Genomic DNA, 21,402 nt, shown 5'->3' on the forward strand with positions numbered 1-21,402 from the left:
CTAGCGAACTGAGGCATTATTCGCTAATCTGCTTGAACGCCCAAAATACAGGATTGAAGAGATAACAGATGGAAAGTTTAACGTTACAGCCGATAAATCAGATCAATGGCGAAGTAAATCTACCGGGGTCGAAGAGTGTTTCGAATCGTGCCCTTCTATTGGCTGCGTTAGCTCAAGGAACCACGCGACTCTCTAACCTGCTGGACAGTGATGATATCCGCCACATGCTGAATGCTTTAAAACAGCTGGGTGTGAGCTACCGACTATCGAAAGATAAAACCGTTTGTGAAGTCAATGGGCTTGGTAGGGCTTTTAAACCCGAGCAGGTGCTGGAGCTGTTTTTGGGCAATGCCGGTACGGCGATGCGTCCACTAGCCGCGGCATTGTGTCTTGGCGACGGGGAGTTTGTTCTGACGGGGGAGCCTCGCATGAAGGAGCGCCCGATAGGCCATTTGGTCGAGGCTCTTCGAACGGCCGGAGCCGATATTACTTATCTCGAAAACGACAACTACCCACCACTGAAAATCAAGGGTACAGGGCTGCAAGGCGGGGAAGTTGAAATTGATGGGTCTATTTCCAGCCAGTTTCTGACCGCTTTTTTGATGTCGGCTCCAATGGCCAAGGCCGATACCCTGATCCGCATTAAAGGCGACCTTGTTTCTAAGCCTTATATCGATATCACCCTGCATATCATGGCGCAGTTCGGTGTAACGGTTGAAAATCGTGATTACCAAGAGTTTTTTGTCCCTGCTGGACAGACTTACCAAGCTCCGGGTGATTTTCTGGTCGAAGGCGATGCATCTTCGGCTTCCTATTTTCTGGCGGCTGCAGCCATCAGAGGCGGGGAGGTCAAGGTGACCGGTATTGGTAAGAAGAGTATTCAGGGCGATGTCCAGTTTGCCGATGCACTGGCAGCGATGGGGGCGGAAATAGAGTGGGGCGACCACTATGTGATTGCCCGTCGTGGTGAGCTGAAAGCCGTGGATATGGATTTCAACCATATTCCTGATGCGGCAATGACAATTGCAACGGCTGCGCTGTTTGCTGATGGTGTAACTACAATTCGCAACGTTTATAACTGGCGGGTCAAGGAAACTGATCGTCTGGCTGCAATGGCCACAGAACTGCGCAAAGTCGGTGCAGAGGTCGAGGAAGGGGATGATTACATTGTCATCACTCCGCCGTTGCAGTTAAAACATGCCGCTATTGATACGTATGATGATCACCGGATGGCAATGTGTTTCTCGTTAGTGGCGCTTAGCAATACACCCGTTACTATTAATGATCCGAAATGTACCTCGAAGACATTCCCTGATTACTTTGACAAGTTGGCCCAGCTAAGTAGCTAGTTAAGTAGCCAAATAACCAAGTAGCTAACTCGCTAAATCTTTCTTCCCAAAACGAAACCCGCCTTCTGGCGGGTTTGTGGATCTAAGTTGCTTGCAGGAATGCCAGATTGGGAGGCTACGGTCTGGCACCAATCTGATTTGATAGTACTCACGTTTTTTTTCCAGTATAATACGCCCCCGTTTGAGAGCTGTAATACGAAACATAAATGGGCAAATGTTTGGTATTAAAGCTCTATATTTGAACATATTCGGAGAAAACCTATGTCTAATCATGCTCCAGTTATCACTGTTGATGGGCCAAGCGGCGCCGGCAAGGGGACGCTATGTATGCTATTGGCAGAAAAACTGGGCTGGAAGCTGCTTGATTCCGGTGCGATTTACCGCGTATTGGCGCTGGCAGCGATTCACCATGGTGTTGATCTTGAATCTGAAGAAGCACTGGTTCCGCTGGCAGCACACCTTGATGTCCAGTTCAAAGCCGAAGGCGAGCTGGTCAAAGTTATTTTAGAAGGCGAAGATGTGTCCGGCGAACTTCGCAAAGAAGAAACGGGCATGGCCGCTTCAAAAGTAGCAGCCCTTCCGCGCGTACGTGAAGCACTCCTGCGTCGCCAACGCGCATTTAGCGAAACGCCAGGTCTGGTGGCTGATGGCCGTGACATGGGCACTGTCGTATTCCCAGGTGCAGAAGTGAAAATCTTCCTTGATGCCAGTGCGGAAGAACGTGCAAATCGCCGCATGAATCAGTTGCAACAGAAAGGCTTAGATGTTAACTTTGGCAGCCTTTTAAGCGAAATTCAGGAACGCGACGATCGCGACCGCAACCGTGCGGTGGCTCCGTTGCGTCCCGCAGCTGATGCTTTGGTGCTAGACTCTACTGAGATGTCAATAGAGCAAGTTACGGCCCAGGCATTGGTATATATTGAACAGAAATTATCGGCTGAGTAATCAGCACGATGGCGTCGGTATCACGGATGAATACTGACTTTACTACCAACCCCATGCGGTAGGATACCCATGGTTGTTAATCAAATTGAAGATTAAATAATGACTGAATCTTTTGCTTTACTCTTTGAAGAGTCTCTAAACGAAATCGAAACTCGCCCAGGTGCGATTGTTAAAGGTACTGTAGTAGCTATCGAGAACGGTTATGTTCTTGTTGATGCTGGCCTTAAGTCTGAGTCTTCTATCCCAGTTGAAGAATTCAAGAACGCTGCTGGCGAACTTGAAATTGAAGTTGGTGCAGAAGTAGACGTAGCACTTGACGCAATCGAAGACGGTTTCGGTGAGACTAAACTTTCTCGTGAAAAAGCTAAGCGTCATGAAGCTTGGATCCAGCTTGAAAAAGCTTACGAAGAAGCTGAAACAGTTATTGGTATCATCAACGGTAAAGTTAAGGGCGGCTTCACAGTTGAACTTAACGGTATCCGTGCGTTCCTTCCTGGTTCACTTGTTGACGTACGTCCAGTTCGTGACACTGCTCACCTAGAAAACAAAGAGCTAGAGTTCAAAGTAATCAAGCTAGACCAGAAGCGCAACAACGTTGTTGTTTCTCGCCGCGCAGTTATCGAATCTGAAAACAGCGTTGAGCGTGACGAGCTACTTGCTTCTCTACAAGAAGGCATGGAAGTTAAAGGTATCGTTAAGAACCTTACTGACTACGGTGCATTCGTTGATCTTGGCGGTGTTGACGGTCTTCTACACATCACTGATATGGCTTGGAAACGCGTTAAGCACCCAAGCGAAATCGTTAATGTTGGCGACGAAATCAACGTTAAAGTTCTTAAGTTCGACCGTGAGCGTACTCGCGTATCACTAGGTCTTAAGCAGCTAGGCGAAGATCCATGGGTAGCAATCGCTAAGCGTTACCCAGAAGGTACTAAGCTTTCTGGTCGCGTAACTAACCTAACTGACTACGGCTGCTTCGTTGAAATCGAAGAAGGCGTTGAAGGTCTGGTACACGTTTCTGAGATGGATTGGACTAACAAAAACATCCACCCATCTAAAGTTGTTAACGTGGGCGACGAAGTTGAAGTTATGGTTCTTGATATCGACGAAGAACGTCGTCGTATCAGCCTAGGTCTTAAGCAGTGTAAAGCTAACCCATGGCAGTCATTTGCAGAAATGCAAGCTAAGGGCGATCGCGTAACTGGTAAGATCAAGTCTATCACTGACTTCGGTATCTTCATCGGTCTTGAAGGCGGCATCGACGGTCTAGTTCACCTATCTGACATTTCTTGGAATGTTTCTGGTGAAGACGCAGTTCGTGACTTCAAGAAAGGCGACGAAATCTCTGCAGTAGTTCTTGCAGTAGACGCAGAGCGTGAGCGTATCTCTCTTGGCGTTAAGCAGATCGAAGAAGACCCATTCAACGGCTACGTTGCAGTTAACAAGAAAGGTGCTCTAGTTACTGGTACTGTTACTGCAGTTGACGCGAAAGGCGCAACAGTTGAGCTAATTGAAGGTGTTGAAGGTTACCTACGTGCTTCTGAAGCATCAGTTGACCGTGTTGAAGACGCAACTCTAGTTCTTTCTGTTGGCGATTCTGTTGAAGCTAAATTCACAGGCGTTGACCGTAAGAACCGCGTAATCAACCTATCTGTTCGTGCTAAAGACGTTGCTGAAGAGCAAGAAGCGATGGCTAACCTGAACAAGCAAGAAGATACTTCGTTCGGTAGCGCTATGGCTGACGCTTTCAAAGCGGCTAAAGGCGAATAATTGAGCTAGGGGGAAGATTTTTCCCCCTAAGCGGTTATACTATTGAGAAACATACTAAAAACGGAGTGTTTATGACAAAGTCTGAATTAATTGAAAGACTGTGTAGTCAACAAACACATCTTTCTGCCAAACAGGTAGAAGATGCAATCAAGGAAATCCTTGAGCACATGGCGACCACTCTTGCTGAGGGTGATCGTATTGAGATCCGTGGCTTTGGTAGCTTCTCATTGCATTACCGTGCTCCACGCGTAGGTCGTAACCCTAAAACAGGCGATAAAGTTGAGCTGGATGGCAAGTACGTCCCTCACTTTAAACCAGGTAAGGAATTACGCGACCGAGTTAACTTAGCACTTGCTGGTTAATCGCGAATAGAACAAAAAAACGGCATGCTGATAGTATGCCGTTTTTTTATGTCTATTGATCATGGTCTGATGTGTCAAAATCTTGCATAATCAACCCATCAAACTTTTGATCAAGTGAGAAGGATTTACGATGAAGATAATTAGCTTTCTTGTATTAGCGGTCTGCTTTTTGGCAACTCTGGCTCTTGGTGCGCAAAACCAGCAGATGGTTAATTTCGATTTTCTTGTAGCTCAGGGTGAGTTCCAGTTATCTACATTACTTGGTATCGCATTCGGTGCCGGTTTTGCGATTGGCTGGCTGATTTGCGGCATGCTATATCTAAAAACTCGATTCTCTAGAAATCGCCTAAGCAAAAAAGTGGCTAAGCAGCAGCAAGAGCTGAACCAGCTACGTGCTGAGCCTGTTAAGGAATAATCGTTAATGCTAGAACTGTTGTTCCTGTTACTCCCGATTGCAGCTGCCTATGGCTGGTATATGGGTAACAGGAGCGCTAGTAACAAACAACAGGAGCAGTCTCACCACATGTCGCGCCAGTATGTTACTGGCTTGAACTTACTTTTATCTGATCAATCAGATAAAGCGGTTGATGTGTTTATAGAACTGCTCCAAGTTGATAGCGAAACTATTGATACTCACCTTGCTTTGGGAAACCTCTTCCGAAGCCGAGGTGAAGTCGATCGTGCGATTCGTATTCACCAAAATCTGATTGCCCGTCCAAACCTCACCATCGATCAGCGTAATTTGGCTCTGCAGCAACTGGCAAAAGACTATATGGCTGCCGGATTCTTTGATCGCGCCGAAAAAATATTTGAACAATTATTGGATGAGCCCGATCACCGAAAAGGTGCCCTGCAGCAGTTATTAACGATTTATCAGCAGACCCGTGAATGGGAGAAAGCCATCGAGATGGCCTCTCAGTTGGTTAAGATGGGTAAATCGAAGCTAAAACATGATATCGCTCACTATTGGTGCGAAATGGCGATGCTCGAAATGAGTGCCTTGAATTCAGATAAAGCGAGACAATATCTGAAGAAAGCTCTGTCGGCGGATAAAACTTGTGTCCGTGCATCAATGATGGTGGCGAAGATTCTGATTAACGCCGAGGATTATAAATCCGCAGCCAAGCAGCTAGAGCGTGTGGCAGAACAAGATATAGACTACGTTAGCGAAACGCTGCCTATGTTGCTGCAATGCTATGAAGCCACCAACAACGAAACAGGTTGGCTTAAGTACTTGCGTCAGTGTGTCGAGCAAAAGGCTGGTGCTACCGCCGAGTTGATGCTGGCTGACGAGATTTCTAAGCATGAAGGCTCTGTGACTGCTCAGATGTTTATGACCCGCCAGCTTACGAAGAACCCGACGATGAAAGGCTTCTATCAATTGATGGACTATCATCTGGACGAGGCGGAAGAAGGCAGGGCAAAAGAGAGCTTGACGACTCTACGTTCTCTCGTTGGCGAACAATTGAAGATTAAACCGCATTTTCGTTGTCGAAAGTGTGGGTTTGCCACGCACTCTTTATACTGGCAGTGTCCATCGTGTAAGGGGTGGGGGGATGTTAAGCCGATCCGTGGCCTAGATGGCGAATAGCTCAAAAGAGAGCCCATTCATTGTGAATGGGCTTTTTTTTGACTTAATTATGCCCATAAGACTTTTGATTTTTTCCAGTATTGATGATGGGCCAGGTAATGAGTCGGCTTGGTGTAATTCTTAGGCACATATATTTACTCGCCGTGTAAAACGATTGGCTGGCAGAGAAGATATCTGCTTTTGGTGACTTCAAGTAAAAAGTCAATTAATGCTCGAAAAAAAATGATTTTACTGTACAATCCTGACCGCCCTCAGCGTGCTGGGGAGGATTGAACAATAACTAAGCAGGAGATGCCATGTTAGACCCAAAAGTGATTGTCGCTCTCGACTACCCAAGCCAAGACGAAGCGCTGGCGTTCGTTGACCGTATTGAACCGGGAAGTTGTCGACTGAAAGTTGGCAAAGAGATGTTTACTTATTTTGGCCCTGACTTTGTGCGTAAACTGCATGACCGGGGCCATTCTGTATTCCTGGACCTGAAATTTCATGATATCCCCAATACCTGTTCCCGAGCGGTTGCCGCAGCGGCTGAGCTTGGGGTGTGGATGGTCAATGTACACGCCAGTGGCGGTGAGCGCATGATGGCGGCCTCGCGTGATATTCTAGAGCCGTTTGGCAAAGAGCGCCCGTTGCTAATTGCTGTTACTGTTCTTACCAGTATGGAAGCGGCTGATCTGCGTGGTATCGGTATTCAGGCTGAGCCTCAGGATCATGTACTGAATCTGGCGCGGCTGACCAAGAACAGCGGCCTGGACGGTGTAGTGTGCTCGGCTCAGGAATCAAGCATGCTGAAAGCGGAGCTAGGCAAAGAGTTCAAGCTGATCACCCCGGGTATCCGCCCTGCTGGTAGCGCCGCAGGCGACCAGCGTCGCGTTATGACGCCTGTCGAGGCTGTTCAGGCAGGCTCTGATTACCTTGTTATTGGCCGTCCGATAACGCAAGCTGCCGATCCTGCTATTGTGCTAGCCGAGATAAATAAATCTTTGGCGTAAGTTTTTACCGACAACAGAAAATGATTAAATAGCGCCCGGCATCTGCCGGGCGTTTCTATTGGGTGTTTTGGTTTTACGTATTACAAGACCAAAGTTTCGATAGTCGTCTATGTTCCGTTATATATTTTTTCATACACTTATACAAAACAGAAAGTTTTTCTTTCGACATGTCAGCCGTGGGTTTTATTTGGCTGGGGAGAGTGTAAATGGATGTCGCATTCGATTTTGATTCATCGTTCTGGCGTTTGTTCATCGCCCTGATGCTCGGGGCCATTATTGGTATCCAGCGGGGCTGGGTTGATCGAAATGAAGCTGCTGGCTCCCGGATTGCAGGGATCCGTACCTATTCTCTGATAGGATTGTTGGGGGGTATATGTGGCTTGCTGACTTTGTCCTTTTCAGAGTTTTTTCTCGCCTTTTCACTGCTTGCATTTTCTGTCGTCATTATAGTTGCCTATATAAAGAGCCAGAAAGTGAAGATAAACCTCAGCATTACCGGCTTGGTCGGGATGTTGATCACCTTCTTGCTCGGTAGCCTGGCGGTTGTCGGAGAACCTGTTATTGCCGCATCGGCGGCCGTGATCACGGCAATCATTCTCGATAATAAGAAAGAGCTTCATACCGCCTTAATGAGGCTGCAGGAATATGAACTTGATGCAGCACTGCGCTTATTGCTGATTTCCGTTGTAATGCTCCCCTTGCTGCCCAACCAGGGAATGGGGCCGTGGCAGGCTATCAACCCGTATGAGATTTGGTGGATGGTTGTGCTTATCGCCGGTATTTCGTTTGTCGGCTATTTTGCGATTAAGATTGGTGGGGCTGAAAAGGGAATACTGTTTACTTGTCTGTTTGCGGGCCTGAGCTCCTCAACAGCGCTAACACTACAGTTTTCACACTTGTCAAAGCAGCAGACACATTTAAGTGGCCTGCTTGCCAGCGGTATTTTAATTAGCTGCGGAACCATGTTTCCACGCATTTTGTTTGTGTGCTCGGTGGTGAACTATTCCTTGGTAGAAATGCTGTGGTTGCCGATGCTGCTGATGATGTTTGGCTTCTATTTGCCGGCGTATTGGATCTGGACTCATAATAAGTTGGATACTGATAAATCTCCGGAAGTAAAACAGAATCCGCTGGCGTTATCATCAGCCTTCTTTTTCGGGATCGTACTATTGCTGATTATGCTGCTGTCTAATCTGCTGCAGGAATGGTTTGGTAATACAGGGACATTATTATTAGCGGCCATATCCGGTATTACCGATGTCGATGCTATTACGTTGGCGCTTGGCAGGCAAAGTGCGAATGGTCTATTGGCTAACACAGCGATGCTGGGTATTTTTATCGCAGCTGCGGTAAACAGCCTGATTAAAATGGGAATGGCTTGCGTTATCGGTGCCAAACCGTTGCGTAAGTTTGTAATTATACCGATAACAGGTTCTGTGCTATTAGGAGCTACGGCGTTGTGGCTTACATTGAGCTAATGCAACTAGCGAGAGACGGGCAGCTGCCAGGCCGCCCCGGATAACGAGTTTTAGCATTCAATTTTTGGCGTAGCACTGCTGATGCGGTTGGTTCGGTCATGCGCAGGTGCCGAGAAATGGCTGTCGAGTAGTTTTTGAGTCAGCGAGTGCTGGGGGGCCGCAAACACTTCGGCCGTCAGACCTTGCTCAACAACCTCCCCATTTTGCATGACCATCACTTTGTCGGTGAAATGTTTGATAACGCCCATATGTTGCGATACATAGACATATGACAATCCCATTTCTTCCTGAAGTTCCAATAACAAGTTGAGGATCTGGGAGCGCATCGACATATCTAAACCGTTTAAGGCTTCATCAGCCACAATGATACAAGGCTGAAGGATCAGGGCACGGGCAAGGGAAACACGCTGTTTCTGTCCTGTCGCCAACATTTGCGGATAAAAGTAGGCATGTTCGGGCAGCAGGCCAACGCGTTTGAGGGTCATCATGATCCTGCGCTCGCGCGCCTGAGGCGTCATGTTGGTATTACGCTTTAGCGGTCCTTCTAAGATTTTTCCAATTTGAATCCGGGGATTCAGTGAAGTATTGGGATCTTGGAAGATCATCCTGATCAGCTTGCAGCGGGTCTGAAAGTCATTGGGGGCCAGCGGCTCGCCGTTGACCCGAATAATGCCTTCTGTTGGCTCGACAACACCTGATAGCATTTTTGCCAGAGTTGACTTGCCTGAGCCGTTTTCTCCCATAAAGGCGATTGTCTCACCAGCTTCCAGGGTGAATGATACCGGCTTTACGGCCTCAATAGTACGGCGTCGGAACAGGCCCGAGCGATAGTGATAGTCCTTCTTCAGATGTTCGACTTCTAGTAGTGCACTCACTTATTCGTCTCCTCCATATTCAGCGGGAAATGACAGCTGAATTTATGGTTCTTAATCTTTCTTCGCTTAGGCACTTCGACGCACTTGCGCTGGGCATGGGGACAGCGCGGACCAAGGCGACAGCCAATGGGCAGGTGCTGCAGAGGAGGAATAGAGCCGGGTAGCGTTTCCAGTTTACATTTATGGGGTAGCACATCCAGATTGAAATCCGGCATTGCACGAAGCAGTGCCTCGGTATAGGGATGATGGGGCGATTGCAGCAGCTGCTTTCGGCTACCGGACTCGACCGACTGTCCGCAATACATCACGGTGATCCTGTCTGCCCACTGGGTAACGGTCGTCAGATCATGGCTGACTAGCAGGATAGTGGTATTGCCGAGCTGGTTCATCCGGCTTAGCAGGCGGAATATTTGCGCCTGGGTGATTGGATCTAAATCATTGGTTGGCTCATCGGCAATCAGCAGGCGAGGGCGGTTGGCAATAGCCATTGCAATCATTACTTTCTGACATTCGCCGTCAGTCAGTTCGTACGGATAACTTTTCATTACCCGCTTGTGTTCTTTGATCCCGACTTTGTGTAACAGGGCTATTGCTTGTTTCTGGCGCCATTGAAAGCGCTGCCACCAATGGCCGTTGAACGATACCTGAGGAATGGCTTCTTCCAGCTGTTCTCCCACCTCTTCGGATGGATCCAGACAAGAGGAGGGCTCCTGGAAAATCATCGCAATTTCGCGACCGACTATTTTTCGGCGCTCGCGTGTTGATAGTGAAAGCAGATCTACGTCACCCAACCTTAGGCGGTCGGCACTGACTCGCCAGCTGTCTTTGGTGACTCCGGCAATGGCTTTGGCAACTAGGCTTTTGCCCGAACCTGATTCACCAACCAACCCTCTGATCTCCCCCTCGTTGAGGGTCAGGCTCATACGGTCAACTGCTTTGACTAGCCCTTGTGGGGTCTCAATCTCAATTGTCAGGTTACGAATATCTAATAACGGCATTAATCAATCCCCGCATTGATTGCTTGGCGGAGTCCTTCTCCTACTAAGTTTACTACTAATACGCTGAAGGTGATTGCCAGTCCGGGTAGAGTGACAGTCCATGGTGCCAGATAGATGAGCTCGATGGAGTCTCCCAGCATAGCCCCCCATTCGGAGGACGGTGCCTGGGCACCAAGGCCAAGAAAACCCAGCGCGGCGATATCGAGGGTCGCAATCGATATGGCCCGGGTGATCTCGGTGGTAATGACGGTCAGAATATTAGGCAGAATAGAGTTAAACAGCAGATAGAAATCATTGGCGCCATCAAGGCGGGCAGCAATGATGTAGTCCTTTTCAACCTCGCTATGTACCGCAGTATATACTGCGCGAATGAAACGAGGGATCAGTGCCAGCCAGATAGCCAGCAGGATGTTCACTTCCCCCGGTCCCATATAGGCAACCACTATGATGGCCAGTAACATGGACGGGATAGAAAGGACGGTATCGAGAATATGGTTCAGGAAGCTCGATTTTAACCCTCGGGTCATACCGGCCATGACACCAATGACAATCCCTATCACACTAGAGGCCAGGGCAATTAGCAGTGCATAGCCGAAGGTCAGCTGAGAGCCCAGAAGCAGCCGGGTTAAGATATCACGGCCAAGGTCGTCGGTACCGAAGAAAAACTCGACATGGCCGCTTGGATCCCAGGACGGTGGCATCAGTAGCTCACCGACCTGCTGGTTAGGTGCATAGGGCGCGATAAACTGTGCGGAGAAGGTGATGATCAGTAGAAAAAACAGGCACCATAACCCAAACATCGCCAGTGAATTGGAGCGGAAATTTTGCCAGGCTCGCTCCCATTGGGTCGGGATTTTCTGCTCCTGGTATATGTTATTTGATAGCATACCATTCCTTTCTGACAAGCGGGTTAACAATAGCGCCAGTAAGATCTGACAGAATGTTGGCAATCAAAATAAAACTACCGACGGTAATGACACCGGCCTGAATCGCGACATAGTTTTGTTCGGCGATAGCGTTTAGCAGCCAGCGGCCAATGCCTGGCCAGTTGAAGATTGATTCGGTCAACATGGCAAACGTCATCATGGTAGAAAATTGCATGCCGAGCTTAGGAATAATGGGGGGGATGGCATTTTTCAGAACATGGCGCATGATAATTTCGAACATCGACAGGCCCTTGGTCTGTGCGACTTTAATGAAGTTCTGATTCATCACCTCTGCAACCGATGCTCGGGTCAGGCGGATCACCTCGGTAGTTGGTGCCATCGCCAATACCATGGTTGGTAAGATAAGGTGGCGGATGGTATCCATCAGGGCTTCAGAGCGGTAAGGCTTGTCAGAGAGCATAACGTCAACCAGCGCAATGCCGGTAACATGGTCTATCTCATAGAGTAGGCTGTAGCGGCCTGCAACCGGGAGCCAGCCAAGTTGCTGCGAAAAGAGCATGATAAGCAACACTGCCAGCCAGAAGAGCGGAATAGAGTAACCGACCAGAGCGATGGATGAGATTGCAGTATCGATAAATCGCCCGCGTTTTACACCAGCCAGTGTTCCCAACGGGATGCCCGCAAGCAGGGATAGGGTAAAAGCAAAGAAGCAAAGTTCAAGCGTTGCGGGAAAAACAGTGAGCACGTCCAGCAATACAGGTGAACCATGTCGGTTGAGGCCGAGGTTACCCATCAGCAGGTTATCGATATAGGTGAACCAACCTCCCCAAAAGGGCTGATTGCTCCAGAGTGAGCTTTGGTCGAGTCGAAGAATACTGAACCCAACCATGGTTAAAATTGCCATAGTGATCAGAAACAGATTCAAACGGCGAATAGTATAAATAAACATGCTGTTACTCGCTGCGATAAACACTTGAGAATGAGCGAGTACCGAAAGGACTCATTTGTAACCCACCCAAAGACTGATGGTGAACTTGGAAGTGAACACCGTGAGCGAGCGGGATAATAGGTACCTCGGTATCTAGAATATCCTGCGCTAGATGGTAATAGTTTACGCGCTGCTCAAGCTTGGTGGTGCGGGATGCCAGTTCCAGTAAGTTGTCAAAGCCGAGATCACACCAATTCGCTACATTTAGTCCGGCACTTTTAGCGCTGCATGACAGTAGCGGACGAAGAAAGTTGTCTGGGTCGCCATTATCGGCAATCCAGCCGGTAAGTACCATATCACTGTTTGTTGTTGCTGTTGTATTGAGTCGACTCAGGGTATCTTGAGACAATATTGTCAGCTGCACACCAACAGCATTGAGATCTGCCTGGATCAACTCTGCGGTTTTCCTCGGACTTGGATTATAAGGCCTCGGCTCTAGTGGGACCCACATAGTCAGGCGAAGGTTTTTGTCAAAACCAGCCTGTTTAAGTAGTGCCAGGGACTTTTCAGGATCGTAATCCAGCGCCTTGCTGTTGTGATTATAGGCCCAGGACATTGGCGGTAAGATACTTTTTGCCTTGGTTCCGGTGCCGTAATAGACCGAGTTCAGCAAATTCTCGCGATTAATGGCAAGATTGATTGCTTTGCGCACTCGCGGATCCTTCAGTTCAGTCTTGCTGTTATTGAGCGCGACAAATGCCACATTCATCCCCGTCTGGGCAATAAGCTCAAATTCCTCGCTGTTGCTGATCACCGGTAATTGGCTGGCTACGGGGGAAGAGAGAACATCACATTCTTTGCTGAGCAATTTAGCCAGAGTGCCGGTACCGCGAGACGAGATATCAAATACGACCTGTTCCATTGGTGCTGCGCCTTGCCAGTAGCCCCAGTGTCGGACAAGCCTGATCAGATCGTTGGGTAAATATTGAGCAAGGGAAAAGGGACCGGTACCAATCGGTTTCATATCTAGTTGCTGTAGCTTGCCTGTTTTTAACAGGTTTTGAGCATACTCTTGCGAATGGATGACCGCATAGGTAGTCGCCAAGTTAGATAGGAAAGCGTTATCTGGACGAGAAAGAGTAAACTTCACCGTATGGGAGTCTACGACTTCGATGTTATCAACCAGGCTGCTAAAGCCCTGGCTTTCAAACCAGGGGTAACGCCCACCGGAAACTTTATTAAAAAGGTGGCTAGGCTCGATGATGCGTTTAAAACTGAATACGACGTCTTGTGCATTGAGCTGGCGGGTTGGCTTGAACCAGTCTGTGGTCTGAAACTCGATCCCTTTACGCAGATTGAATGTGTATTCAAGGCCGTCATCACTGACAGACCAGCTGCGGGCGAGTGAAGGTAACGGCTGGTGGCTTATCGGGTCAAGCAGTAGCAGGCGATCGAAAATCTGCGCCGCCAGCGTATCCGCTGTCAGCCCGCCATCAATAAGTTGGGGGTTGAAGGTCGTCGGTGTATCTTGCCCGCAATAGACGAAGCCGCGGCTACGAATATTGCTATCTTGGTGCGGCTCTGAACAGCCGATCAGGCTGAACAGCCCAAAGCAAGCAAGCAGTAGACGAGTATAGGCGCTCATAAAGAAAAGGATTTTTTTGAAAACAAGTGGCTAAATTTAACATCATCCATCACAGTCACCAAGCTATCTCCTCAAATAACCTTCTATAACTTGTTTCTATCCCTTACTCCGAGTTGCCGACAAGTTGGTATTTACGCAATAGCCCTCTAAGTTGATGGTAGCTTAAACCTAATAGCTCAGCGGCTTTTCGCTGATTAAATTTAGCCTGTTCCAAAGCTTGGCTAATAATATTGGTTTCCTGATCTTGCTGCCATTGGCGGAAATCGAGTGGGAAGCTAATCTCTGCTTCTACGGCGACAGTCTGCTCTGGGTTGGTGTTTTCAGTTGGTTTGTCATGCCAGGGGGCATGAAAAGGGTCAAGAATGATGTCATCAACCGCTTCCTCCTCCAAGGCGTGGCGAAAGACCGATCGTTCGATGACATTTTTAAGCTCTCGGATATTGCCGGGCCAGTGGTAGGCCATTAGCGCTTGTCTGGCTGCTGGTGAGAAACCGGCAAAATAGCTATAACCAAGCTCTCGGCACATACGTACAGCGTAGTACTCGGCCAGAGGCAATATATCATCACGGCGTTCACGAAGCGGTGGTAAATGAATGATGTCAAAAGCCAGTCTGTCGAGCAGATCAGCTCGGAATTTTCGCTCTTCGGCTAGTTGCGGCAGGTTTTCATTGGTGGCGCAGATTAAGCGCACGTTAGCCTGGCAGGTTCTGTTGCCGCCGACACGTTCATACTCGCCATATTCGATGACCCGCAGCAATTTTTCTTGTACGCCAAGCGGGGATGTCGCTAATTCGTCCAGAAACAAGGTGCCGCCTTCTGCACGCTCAAAGCGCCCTTGATGGCGGCCTTTAGCCCCGGTAAAGGAGCCTGCCTCATGCCCAAACAGTTCAGAATCAATAACACCTTCACTCAATGCGGCACAGTTAAGTGTGACTAATGGCTGATCCCAGCGTTTTGATAAGTAGTGAACTCGCTGGGCGATAAGCTCTTTACCGGTTCCTCGCTCACCCAGGATGAGGATTGGCCGATTTAGCGGTGCGAGGCGGGAGGCCTGATCGAGCACGGCAAGAAATGATTCTGACTCACCGATAAGGTTATCCGTTTTTTGCATGGTCAATCTCGCTAACTATTGGCGTACTTATTAACACCATAGCATCGAGTAAGGTGGGTTGCAAAGGTAAGCTATTGATAAGTATGGATCAAAAAGTTGGCACAGTGTTTGAATTAGATAAGTTACTAGAACCTAGGAACCAACTCGTTAAAGGAGATTCAATATGGGCATTTTTTCTCGCTTTGCAGATATTGTAAATGCAAACGTTAATTCATTGCTGGATAAGGCCGAAGATCCGCAGAAAATGATCCGTCTTATTATTCAGGAAATGGAAGATACGCTGGTAGAGGTACGAACTTCATCGGCACGGGCACTGGCTGATAAGAAAGAGCTGCAGCGCCGTATCGATTCACTGCAGGCACAGCTTGATGACTGGCAACAGAAGGCAAGCCTTGCGTTGCAGAAGGGCCGTGAAGATCTTGCTCGTGCGGCGTTGATTGAGAAGCAGAAACTGAGTGATGTGATACTAACGCTTAACGAAGAGTATAAATTGGTTGAAGAGACCATCAACAAGCTGAGTGGTGAGGTGGCTGAGCTGGAGCGTAAGCTGCAGGAAACCCGTGCCCGTCAGCAGGCACTGGTTACCCGCCATCAGGCCGCAGGCAACCGCCGTGATGTACGTCGCCAGCTCGATACCGGTAAGGTTGATGAGGCGCTGTCGAAGTTCGAGCAATACGAGCGTCGTATTGATGAAATGGAAGCCGAGGCGGATAGCTACAGTATTGGCCGTGGCAAAAATTTGGAGCAGGAGTTTGCCGATCTTCAGGCGCAGGATGAAATTGAGAAAGAACTTGAACGCATGAAAGCAAATATCAAGGATAAAGAGTAAGATAGTGACAATATTAGGTTCTGCACGAAGATAAGGATGGAGGTAATTTATGGGTTGGATCGTATGGCCGTTAATGGCGTTTTTAATTTTTGTGGCGCCGTTATGGTTGATTTTGCATTACCGAGGTCAACGTAATGCCAGTCAGGGGCTATCTGGCGATGAGCATGAAAAGCTGCAAACCCTTGTGATGCGTGCAGAACAGATGCAGGAGCGCATCAAAACACTGGAGCAGATACTGGACGAGGAAGCGCCACAATGGAGGCAACGCCGATGAGTAAAACCTTGTATAGAGATCCGCAAAACGGAAAAATAAGCGGGGTTTGTGCGGGTATTGCTGAATATTTCGGCATGGAAATTTGGTTGGTTAGGATCCTTGCCGTCTCCGCATTTTTGTTAGGGTTGGGCTTCTTCGCTATGGTTGCCTATATTGCGGCAAGTTTGATTTTGGACAAGATGCCGGAAGATCGTAGAGAACAGCAGTATGTTTACCGTGAACATACGGTAAAACAGAAACCCTGGCAGGCCGGGCAGCCTCCGGAGCAAATTCTGCAAAATGTCGAGGCTGAGTTAGATGGCATGGAGAAGAACCTGCGGCATATGGAAGCTTATGTCACCTCGTCGGCCTTTAAGGTCTCGAGAGAGTTTAAAAATCTCTGAGCCTGCGCTGAAAATCAAGCGTAAAAGTAATTCTTGAAGCAGGCCTTATGCCTGCTTTTTGATGTTTGCTAATCCATCCGGTTGAATCTAGCCAGACTAACATATTCATCAGTGGTTAATATTGGGATCGGTATTCTATTTATAGAGTAATGAGTTAGGAAGAAGTATGAATCGAGTTGGTAACGAGTTAAACAAGTTAGTGAACCGCAGCCTGGACCGTCATGTTCGGCTGGCGGTGACGGGGTTGTCACGCGCGGGCAAAACCGCTTTTATTACATCGCTTGTTAATCAGCTGCTTCATGTGAGTACCAATCCGAGGCTTCCTTTATTTTCTGCCGTACGAGATGGTTATTTGCTCGGTGCCAAGCGGGTTCCGCAGCTTGATATGCACGTACCGAAGTTCGCCTATGACGAAGGTATGAATGCGCTGCTGGATTCACCGCCCTTGTGGCCGGATCCCACAAGGGATGTTAGTCAGACCCGGCTGGCATTGCGCTACAAACCTCAAAAGGGGCCGATGAAACTGCTACAGGATACGGCGACCCTATATCTGGATATTGTTGATTATCCGGGGGAGTGGCTATTGGATTTACCGCTGCTTGATATGGATTTCCTCGGTTGGTCACAACAGCAGGCTAAACTGTTAAAGGGCAAGCGTCATGAGTTGGCCCAAAACTGGCTGCAAATGGCCGAGAGCTTTGATCCGCTTGCCCCGGCGAATGAGGCCGAAATTGAAAGGCTTTCGGCAGTATTTACTGAGTACCTGTACAAGTGCAAAGCGGAGGGGGGACTTCATTGGGTACAGCCCGGACGATTTGTGCTTCCCGGCGAGTTGGCAGGGGCTCCGGTACTGCAATTTTTCCCTTTTGTTTGGAGCGACAAATATTCTGATGCCCAGCTGCAGCAAGCGGACGAACATAGTAATTTTGGTATGCTAAAAAGTCGCTATAAGTACTATCAACAGCATGTCGTCAAAGCGTTTTACCGCGAGCACTTTTCCAAATTTGATCGCCAGATCATTTTGGTTGACTGCCTGCAACCATTAAACACCGGGCCAGAGTCGTTTAATGATATGCGCCAAGCATTGGATCAACTGATGCAAAGCTTTAAATATGGCCGTAGTTCATTGCTGCGAAGATTGTTTTCTCCCCGTATCGACAAGGTGTTGTTTGCGGCTACCAAGGCTGATCACGTCACTCCGGAGCAGCACCCCAATCTTGTCAGTCTGCTTCAGCAGATGGTCAATGATGCCTGGCAGACTGCGTCATTTGAAGGAATCAAAATGGATTGTGTCAGCCTGTCATCGATTCAGGCGACAGAGCCTGGGTTTGTCTCCCATCAGGGGCAGCAAGTACCTGCATTGCGGGGCCATACCATGAGCGGGCAGGCGCAGATGTTGTTTCCGGGAGAAGTGCCGCGCCGATTGCCAAATGATACTTATTGGCAGCAGTACGGTTTTGATTTTGTAAATTTCCGCCCGCTTGAAATCCAGAGTGATGAGCCTCTGCCACACATAAGAATGGATAAAGTACTGGAATACCTGTTGGGAGATAAACTGCAATGACTCAACCCTATAAAACAAAAATATTATTCGATGAGCCCGAGCAGGCTGCCGCAAAATCTGAGCCGGAACTGACTGCTCAGCAGCAGTTTGCCAAGGGTGAAGACTTTTTGCCTGATACGGTCTCTGAACCTGATGTGGAAGAGCTGCTGTCACAAACACTTGCCAGTAAACCCAAGCGCAGTGGTCGCTGGTTTAAGGGGCTGCTGGTTGCGGCGGCAGTGATGACAGGCTGGCAGACGCTGGATTATGTCGTAACCGCCTACCAAGGTGCCGATTGGCTTGCGCTTGGTTGGAGCTCGATTGTTGCAGTTGTTGCGGCAACCGGAATTACTGCGATTGGCAGCGAGCTGATAAAGCTTCGTAGGCTGAAACACCGCCAGTCCGAGCGGGAACAAGCACAGGCGCTATTGGATGCTGACAGTATCGGTCAGGGCAAAGCCTTCTGTACCAAATTGGCAAGGCAAAGTGCTATTCATGATGATCATGTCGGATATGATCGCTGGTTACAGTCGCTGGCTGCGACACACAATGATCGTGAAGTATTGCAGCTTTATGATCAGATGGTGCTGACACACCAGGATAAGCTGGCTCGCCGGTTAGTCGCAAAATACGCCAGCGAAGCGGCTGTAATGGTAGCCGTCAGCCCCTTGGCGGTTGCCGATATGCTGCTGGTGGCGTGGCGCAATTTCAAGTTGATTGATCAGGTATCGGCTGTCTATGGTGTTGAGCTGGGTTACTGGTCTCGGATTAAATTGGTGAAGTTAGTACTCGCCAATATGGCTGTTGCTGGAGCGAGTGAAATGATTGCTGATACCGGCATGGATATGCTGTCGATGGACCTGGCCGGCCGGATGTCAACCCGGGTGGCACAGGGTGTCGGAGTCGGCTTGCTGACCGGGCGATTGGGATTGAAGGCAATTAGCTTGATGCGCCCGTTGCCGTGGCAGCCTGGACAGCAGCCTAAGCTGAGTGAAATCCGTAAAGATTTAGTCTTGCGGCTGACTCGTCAGCAGAAAGAGTCGTCATAATTGGCGGTTAAAATGGTTACTAAACCGACAAACCCGACTCGATGAATTGCGTTATCTCTCACCATGCCATGTTGGTAACTTGACTCGTTTACAGTGAAGGCGCACACTTCTTGGGTGTCAACAATTCCTGACACCTTGTAAGAAAAGAAATTGAGAAGGCGTGTGATATGAGGCTACAAGTCAATTGTGAAGACCGACTTGGCATGACCCGTGAGCTGCTGGATATTCTGACCAGCCAGCATATAGATTTACGGGGTATTGAAATTGATCGTATAGGGATTATCTACCTCAACTGTCCAGAAATCGAGTTTGAGCAGTTCAGTCAGATCATGTCACAAATTCGTCAGCTGGATGGTGTGACGGATGTTCGAAAGATCCAGTTTATGCCAAGTGAGCGTGAGCACAAAGAGTTGAAGGCCTTGCTGGAGACCCTGCCTGATCCGTTCTTCTCAATTAACTTGCAAGGTAAAATTGACCTGGCCAATGATGCCGCCGAACTGCTGATGGGTAAATCTCGTGGCGACATCCTTGGTGAAAACATCCAGTCATTTCTCGGTTTCAACTTCCATAGTTGGCTGGAAAAGGAAGAGGCCGCCAAACGCAGTGAAATGGTTGTGATTTCGGGACTGGACTACATGATGGAGATCATGCCGGTCTATGTTGCCGATGAAAGTGAAAAGCAGGTACTGGCCAGTGCGGTGATCCTGCTTAAGTCATTATCAGAGGCCAAGATGCCTGTCGCGATGCGCGAGATCAGCAGCGACAATGGTTTTGAACACTTTGTCGGTCAGTCATCTCGTTTCAAGCACTTGCTTGCCCAGGCCAAAAAGTTGTCGCTTCTTGATGCGCCTTTGTTGATCCAGGGAGAAACCGGTACGGGTAAAGAAATGTTGGCCCGAGCCTGTCATCAGCGTTCCCTAAGACGAGAAAACCCATTCTTGTTGGTGAACTGTGTCTCAATGCCGGATAACGCAGCTGAAACCGAACTGTTTGGGTTTGCTGGCAGTGCTACCGAGCCTGGCAAGAAGGGTATTTTTGAACAGGCTGATGGCGGTACGGTCTTCCTGTATGAAGTCGGCGAGATGTCTGCACACCTGCAAATAAAACTGCTTCGCTTCCTGCAAGACGGAACATTCCGTCGGGTAGGCGAAGAGAAAGAAATGAAGGTCGATGTTCGGGTGATTTGCTCGACCCAGAAAAAATTACCGGACTTGGTTGCTACCGGTGAGTTCCGTGAAGATCTTTATTATCGCTTGAACGTTCTCGCACTGGTGGTGCCACCGTTACGTGAACGTACTGCGGATATTGTTTCGCTTGCCGAGTTGTTTTTAGCTCAATTTTCGCAGGAAATGCAGCAACCGAAACCTGTTATTTCTGATGAGCTGGCGCAGTATCTCAGTCAATATGCGTGGCCAGGTAATATCAGACAGTTGCGGAACGTTTTGTTCCGTGCCATGACCCAGGTAGACGGTACGGAAGTTACCGTGGATGATGTTCAGCTGCCGGAAAACGAATCGGCTAGCATTATCAGCGAAGAAACGCTTGATGGCTCTTTGGACGAGATCATGAAGCGTTATGAGTCGGGGATCTTGAATAACCTTTATCGTAGTTACCCGTCGACTCGTAAGTTGGCAAAACGCCTAGGTGTTTCTCATACTGCAGTTGCAAACAAACTTCGTGAATATGGTATTAATAAGCAATAAGCAATAAGCAATAAGCAATAAGCAATAAGCAATAAGCACAAGATATGAAATTGAAAAGAGAGGAGGCTTCGGCCTCCTTTTTACTTTGGTGGCTGTTGCTGCGATGGCTGAAATAATGTCAATTTACCGGACTCCAACGCCAACAGCTGCAAAATCATATCCTGCCCGTAGCGACAGCTAGTCTGCCGGTTATTGTCACCTTGAACCCGGTGACAGGGAATGATGATGGGAATTGGGTTGACATTTCTAGCCATACCAATTGCCTGCACGGCTGTTGGTTGCTGAATCTTGTTGGCAATTTGTTGGTAAGAAAAGCGTGAGCCAAATGGGATCTCGGTGATTGTCTGCCAGACTTGTTGTTGAAACGGTGTACCTTGGGGAGCGAGCGGGAGAGTGAATGTTTTGCGTTGGCCTTGAAGATACTCCTGGAGCTGGGAGGTGAATTCTTGCATGAATTCCGGATTGTGCTCCCAACTGGAATCAGGACAAAAACCACCGCTTCCTACTGTAAGTTGCCTGAGTCCTTGGTTATCTGCGAGCAAGTAGATTTTTCCTAATACCGTATCAAGGTGGTCGTAATACATAATCATCACTATCAGGTTGAAGAATTACTACACGGCAGTAGCATTTGCTGATCCAATCATAGCTCAGAAAAAGGGATGAAAGTGGTGTTTCCGAGTAAAATGTTAT

At 48.5% G+C, this 21,402-nt stretch carries 22 protein-coding genes; 15 read left to right on the forward strand and 7 right to left on the reverse strand.

Annotated elements, in window-relative coordinates; all coding sequences use genetic code 11:
- The first annotated feature begins 68 nt into the window (after nt 1-68).
- The 8 genes from aroA (at nt 69) to EDI28_RS12375 (ending at nt 8,487) form a co-directional block, all read left to right on the forward strand.
- On the forward strand, nt 69-1,349 hold the full coding sequence (gene aroA, locus EDI28_RS12340) for a 3-phosphoshikimate 1-carboxyvinyltransferase (RefSeq protein ID WP_128784181.1): 1,281 nt from the start codon (nt 69-71) through the stop codon (nt 1,347-1,349).
- A gap of 261 nt (nt 1,350-1,610) precedes the next feature.
- Nucleotides 1,611-2,294 (forward strand): (d)CMP kinase, encoded by a 684-nt coding sequence (gene cmk / locus EDI28_RS12345; RefSeq protein WP_128784182.1) that lies wholly within the window; start codon nt 1,611-1,613, stop codon nt 2,292-2,294.
- A gap of 99 nt (nt 2,295-2,393) precedes the next feature.
- Nucleotides 2,394-4,064 carry a 30S ribosomal protein S1 gene (rpsA, locus tag EDI28_RS12350; RefSeq protein ID WP_128784183.1) on the forward strand — a complete coding sequence of 557 codons (1,671 nt, stop codon included), beginning with the start codon at nt 2,394-2,396 and terminating at the stop codon, nt 4,062-4,064.
- A 71-nt stretch (nt 4,065-4,135) separates the two neighbouring features.
- Nucleotides 4,136-4,426 carry an integration host factor subunit beta gene (gene ihfB / locus EDI28_RS12355; RefSeq protein WP_128784184.1) on the forward strand — a complete coding sequence of 97 codons (291 nt, stop codon included), beginning with the start codon at nt 4,136-4,138 and terminating at the stop codon, nt 4,424-4,426.
- A gap of 130 nt (nt 4,427-4,556) precedes the next feature.
- Nucleotides 4,557-4,841, forward strand: coding sequence for a LapA family protein (locus EDI28_RS12360; RefSeq protein ID WP_128784185.1), 285 nt, complete (start codon nt 4,557-4,559; stop codon nt 4,839-4,841).
- A gap of 6 nt (nt 4,842-4,847) precedes the next feature.
- Entirely contained in the window at nt 4,848-6,017 is a 1,170-nt protein-coding gene (lapB, locus tag EDI28_RS12365) for a lipopolysaccharide assembly protein LapB (RefSeq protein WP_128784186.1), read from the forward strand.
- 296 nt (nt 6,018-6,313) lie between these two features.
- Nucleotides 6,314-7,009 (forward strand): orotidine-5'-phosphate decarboxylase, encoded by a 696-nt coding sequence (gene pyrF, locus EDI28_RS12370; protein WP_128784187.1) that lies wholly within the window; start codon nt 6,314-6,316, stop codon nt 7,007-7,009.
- A 206-nt stretch (nt 7,010-7,215) separates the two neighbouring features.
- The gene (locus tag EDI28_RS12375; RefSeq protein WP_128784188.1) at nt 7,216-8,487 is read left to right on the forward strand and encodes an MgtC/SapB family protein; all 1,272 of its coding nucleotides are present in this window, start codon (nt 7,216-7,218) and stop codon (nt 8,485-8,487) included.
- Between the two features lie 50 nt (nt 8,488-8,537).
- Here EDI28_RS12375 and EDI28_RS12380 read toward each other — a convergent pair whose 3' ends face one another.
- The 6 genes from EDI28_RS12380 to pspF all read right to left on the reverse strand — a co-directional run bounded on the left by EDI28_RS12380 (nt 8,538) and on the right by pspF (nt 14,931).
- Nucleotides 8,538-9,362: a peptide ABC transporter ATP-binding protein gene (locus EDI28_RS12380; protein WP_128784189.1), complete on the reverse strand. Its 825-nt coding sequence runs from the start codon at nt 9,360-9,362 to the stop codon at nt 8,538-8,540.
- Complete coding sequence (locus EDI28_RS12385; RefSeq protein ID WP_128784190.1) at nt 9,359-10,360, reverse strand: peptide ABC transporter ATP-binding protein; 1,002 nt, start codon at nt 10,358-10,360, stop codon at nt 9,359-9,361. Before EDI28_RS12385 ends, EDI28_RS12380 begins: the two co-directional genes overlap by 4 nt.
- The gene (sapC, locus tag EDI28_RS12390; protein WP_128784191.1) at nt 10,360-11,247 is read right to left on the reverse strand and encodes a putrescine export ABC transporter permease SapC; all 888 of its coding nucleotides are present in this window, start codon (nt 11,245-11,247) and stop codon (nt 10,360-10,362) included. Before sapC ends, EDI28_RS12385 begins: the two co-directional genes overlap by 1 nt.
- Nucleotides 11,234-12,196 carry an ABC transporter permease gene (locus tag EDI28_RS12395; RefSeq protein ID WP_128784192.1) on the reverse strand — a complete coding sequence of 321 codons (963 nt, stop codon included), beginning with the start codon at nt 12,194-12,196 and terminating at the stop codon, nt 11,234-11,236. The genes sapC and EDI28_RS12395 overlap by 14 nt, the downstream gene beginning before the upstream one ends.
- Before the next feature lie 4 nt (nt 12,197-12,200).
- Nucleotides 12,201-13,820 carry an ABC transporter substrate-binding protein SapA gene (gene sapA / locus EDI28_RS12400; RefSeq protein ID WP_128784193.1) on the reverse strand — a complete coding sequence of 540 codons (1,620 nt, stop codon included), beginning with the start codon at nt 13,818-13,820 and terminating at the stop codon, nt 12,201-12,203.
- Nucleotides 13,821-13,923: 103 nt separating this feature from the next.
- Nucleotides 13,924-14,931, reverse strand: coding sequence for a phage shock protein operon transcriptional activator (gene pspF / locus EDI28_RS12405; RefSeq protein WP_128784194.1), 1,008 nt, complete (start codon nt 14,929-14,931; stop codon nt 13,924-13,926).
- Nucleotides 14,932-15,094: 163 nt separating this feature from the next.
- Between pspF and pspA the strand changes: the two genes are divergently transcribed.
- The 7 genes from pspA (at nt 15,095) to tyrR (ending at nt 20,712) form a co-directional block, all read left to right on the forward strand.
- On the forward strand, nt 15,095-15,760 hold the full coding sequence (pspA, locus tag EDI28_RS12410) for a phage shock protein PspA (RefSeq protein ID WP_128784195.1): 666 nt from the start codon (nt 15,095-15,097) through the stop codon (nt 15,758-15,760).
- 20 nt (nt 15,761-15,780) lie between these two features.
- Nucleotides 15,781-15,834 carry a hypothetical protein gene (locus EDI28_RS27645; protein ID WP_369122690.1) on the forward strand — a complete coding sequence of 18 codons (54 nt, stop codon included), beginning with the start codon at nt 15,781-15,783 and terminating at the stop codon, nt 15,832-15,834.
- Nucleotides 15,834-16,034, forward strand: coding sequence for an envelope stress response membrane protein PspB (pspB, locus tag EDI28_RS12415; protein WP_369122691.1), 201 nt, complete (start codon nt 15,834-15,836; stop codon nt 16,032-16,034). The genes EDI28_RS27645 and pspB overlap by 1 nt, the downstream gene beginning before the upstream one ends.
- Nucleotides 16,031-16,417, forward strand: coding sequence for an envelope stress response membrane protein PspC (gene pspC, locus EDI28_RS12420; protein WP_128784197.1), 387 nt, complete (start codon nt 16,031-16,033; stop codon nt 16,415-16,417). Before pspB ends, pspC begins: the two co-directional genes overlap by 4 nt.
- Before the next feature lie 166 nt (nt 16,418-16,583).
- Nucleotides 16,584-17,981, forward strand: coding sequence for a YcjX family GTP-binding protein (locus EDI28_RS12425; RefSeq protein WP_128784198.1), 1,398 nt, complete (start codon nt 16,584-16,586; stop codon nt 17,979-17,981).
- Entirely contained in the window at nt 17,978-19,009 is a 1,032-nt protein-coding gene (locus EDI28_RS12430; protein ID WP_128784199.1) for a YcjF family protein, read from the forward strand. Before EDI28_RS12425 ends, EDI28_RS12430 begins: the two co-directional genes overlap by 4 nt.
- A gap of 167 nt (nt 19,010-19,176) precedes the next feature.
- Nucleotides 19,177-20,712, forward strand: a complete 1,536-nt coding sequence (gene tyrR, locus EDI28_RS12435; RefSeq protein WP_128784200.1) for a transcriptional regulator TyrR — start codon at nt 19,177-19,179, stop codon at nt 20,710-20,712.
- Between the two features lie 80 nt (nt 20,713-20,792).
- On the opposite strand, the gene EDI28_RS12440 is transcribed toward tyrR, so the two are convergent.
- Nucleotides 20,793-21,296 (reverse strand): methylated-DNA--[protein]-cysteine S-methyltransferase, encoded by a 504-nt coding sequence (locus EDI28_RS12440; protein ID WP_128784201.1) that lies wholly within the window; start codon nt 21,294-21,296, stop codon nt 20,793-20,795.
- Between the last annotated feature and the right edge of the window lie 106 nt (nt 21,297-21,402).

The organism is Photobacterium chitinilyticum (genome assembly GCF_004104355.1).
GTDB classification, from domain to species: domain Bacteria; phylum Pseudomonadota; class Gammaproteobacteria; order Enterobacterales; family Vibrionaceae; genus Photobacterium; species Photobacterium chitinilyticum.

Bases quoted from the DNA above. Each gene is read 5' to 3' on its own strand.
- EDI28_RS12360 (WP_128784185.1), top strand. From the start codon at position 4,557: ATGAAGATAATTAGCTTTCTTGTATTAGCGGTCTGCTTTTTGGCAACT.
- EDI28_RS12375 (WP_128784188.1), top strand. From the start codon at position 7,216: ATGGATGTCGCATTCGATTTTGATTCATCGTTCTGGCGTTTGTTCATC.
- aroA (WP_128784181.1), top strand. From the start codon at position 69: ATGGAAAGTTTAACGTTACAGCCGATAAATCAGATCAATGGCGAAGTA.
- EDI28_RS12395 (WP_128784192.1), bottom strand. From the start codon at position 12,196: ATGTTTATTTATACTATTCGCCGTTTGAATCTGTTTCTGATCACTATG.
- rpsA (WP_128784183.1), top strand. From the start codon at position 2,394: ATGACTGAATCTTTTGCTTTACTCTTTGAAGAGTCTCTAAACGAAATC.
- sapC (WP_128784191.1), bottom strand. From the start codon at position 11,247: ATGCTATCAAATAACATATACCAGGAGCAGAAAATCCCGACCCAATGG.
- sapA (WP_128784193.1), bottom strand. From the start codon at position 13,820: ATGAGCGCCTATACTCGTCTACTGCTTGCTTGCTTTGGGCTGTTCAGC.
- pspA (WP_128784195.1), top strand. From the start codon at position 15,095: ATGGGCATTTTTTCTCGCTTTGCAGATATTGTAAATGCAAACGTTAAT.
- EDI28_RS12440 (WP_128784201.1), bottom strand. From the start codon at position 21,296: ATGTATTACGACCACCTTGATACGGTATTAGGAAAAATCTACTTGCTC.
- EDI28_RS12425 (WP_128784198.1), top strand. From the start codon at position 16,584: ATGAATCGAGTTGGTAACGAGTTAAACAAGTTAGTGAACCGCAGCCTG.
- pspF (WP_128784194.1), bottom strand. From the start codon at position 14,931: ATGCAAAAAACGGATAACCTTATCGGTGAGTCAGAATCATTTCTTGCC.
- lapB (WP_128784186.1), top strand. From the start codon at position 4,848: ATGCTAGAACTGTTGTTCCTGTTACTCCCGATTGCAGCTGCCTATGGC.
- EDI28_RS12385 (WP_128784190.1), bottom strand. From the start codon at position 10,360: ATGCCGTTATTAGATATTCGTAACCTGACAATTGAGATTGAGACCCCA.
- pspC (WP_128784197.1), top strand. From the start codon at position 16,031: ATGAGTAAAACCTTGTATAGAGATCCGCAAAACGGAAAAATAAGCGGG.
- ihfB (WP_128784184.1), top strand. From the start codon at position 4,136: ATGACAAAGTCTGAATTAATTGAAAGACTGTGTAGTCAACAAACACAT.
- pspB (WP_369122691.1), top strand. From the start codon at position 15,834: ATGGCGTTTTTAATTTTTGTGGCGCCGTTATGGTTGATTTTGCATTAC.
- cmk (WP_128784182.1), top strand. From the start codon at position 1,611: ATGTCTAATCATGCTCCAGTTATCACTGTTGATGGGCCAAGCGGCGCC.
- EDI28_RS12430 (WP_128784199.1), top strand. From the start codon at position 17,978: ATGACTCAACCCTATAAAACAAAAATATTATTCGATGAGCCCGAGCAG.
- tyrR (WP_128784200.1), top strand. From the start codon at position 19,177: ATGAGGCTACAAGTCAATTGTGAAGACCGACTTGGCATGACCCGTGAG.
- pyrF (WP_128784187.1), top strand. From the start codon at position 6,314: ATGTTAGACCCAAAAGTGATTGTCGCTCTCGACTACCCAAGCCAAGAC.